Consider the following 1,196-nt stretch of genomic DNA (forward strand, 5'->3'; position numbering starts at 1 on the left):
GGGCGGACGGGGCGGGCGCGGGCGTCGCCGCGGGCAGGGTCTCCGGCGAGCCCGCCGACCGCACCGGCAGCAGCCCGGCGACCGCCACCATCGTTCCGGCCGCGGCCAGGACGAGACCGATGTCGACCAGCAGCCTGCCGATCCGCCCGCGCGCCCCCGGCGGGCGGCTGCCGTGCCAGGCCGCGGCGTAGACGAAGGCCAGCACCGCCGCCACCAGCAGACACACTCCCGATCCGGCCAGCAGTTCGCGCACCGCGCCGCCCACCCCGCTTCCTTCGCCCCGTCGGCCCGCCGCGCCGGCCGTATCCGCGACGTGGATGCGGCGCTCCGGCGGGCCGGAATCAGACGGAAACTAACCCAGGGCCCGGGTCGTGGCAAACCCTGTCCCCTGGCAAGCCGTAGCGTGACGTCATGAGCGAGACGAGCACGACGGCGGAGACCGGGGGCGACGCCGGGGCGGCCGGTGCGCATCTGGTCGTGATCGGGGCGGACGCGACGGGAATGGCCGCGGCCTCCCAGGCCCGCCGCCACCTCGACGCCCGCGCCCTGCGGATCACCGTCTTCGAGGCGGGCGCCCACGCCTCCTATTCGGCGTGCGGCATCCCGTACTGGGTGGGCGGACTCGTGGACTCCCGCGAGGACCTCATCGCGCGCACCCCCGCCGAACACCGCGCCCGCGACATCGACCTGCGGCTGCACACGAGGGTGGTCGAGATCGATGTGCCGGGCAGACGCGTGCGCACCAGGGCGGGTGACACCGGCGCGGAGTCCTGGACCTGCTACGACAAGCTCGTCATCGCCACCGGCGCCCGCCCGATCCGCCCCGACCTGCCCGGCATCGACGCCGAGGGCGTGTACGGGGTGCAGACCCTCGACGACGGCGAGGCGCTGATCGCCGGTCTCGAGCGCACCGAGGGCAGGCGCGCGGTGGTCGTCGGCGCGGGCTACATCGGCGTGGAGATGGCCGAGGCGCTCGTCCAGCGCGGCTTCCTGGTGCGGGTGCTGCACCGGGGCGCCGCGCCCATGACCACTCTCGATCCCGACATGGGCGGCAAGGTGGCCGAGGCCATGCGCGGCATCGGCATCGAGGTCGTCTGCGGTGCCGAGGCGGTCGCGGTGCGCACCGGGCCCGGCCGCCGGGTGCGCCCGGGGGGGCCCCCCGACCGCGACGCGTTCCCCCCCGAGGTTGTGTGGGG

General features: G+C 76.0%; 2 protein-coding genes. One reads left to right on the forward strand and one right to left on the reverse strand.

Going from position 1 to position 1,196, the window contains the following annotated elements; all coding sequences use genetic code 11:
• Positions 1 to 265: hypothetical protein (locus tag QH283_RS29870; RefSeq protein WP_280506253.1), on the reverse strand; the 265-nt coding region annotated here is incomplete at its 3' end.
• Positions 266 to 411: 146 nt separating this feature from the next.
• Here QH283_RS29870 and QH283_RS29875 point away from each other — a divergent pair.
• Positions 412 to 1,196, forward strand: a 785-nt coding sequence (locus QH283_RS29875; RefSeq protein WP_280506254.1) for an NAD(P)/FAD-dependent oxidoreductase, incomplete at its 3' end; no start/stop codon positions are given.

This window comes from Nocardia farcinica (assembly GCF_029867845.1).
Classification (GTDB): domain Bacteria; phylum Actinomycetota; class Actinomycetes; order Mycobacteriales; family Mycobacteriaceae; genus Nocardia; species Nocardia farcinica_A.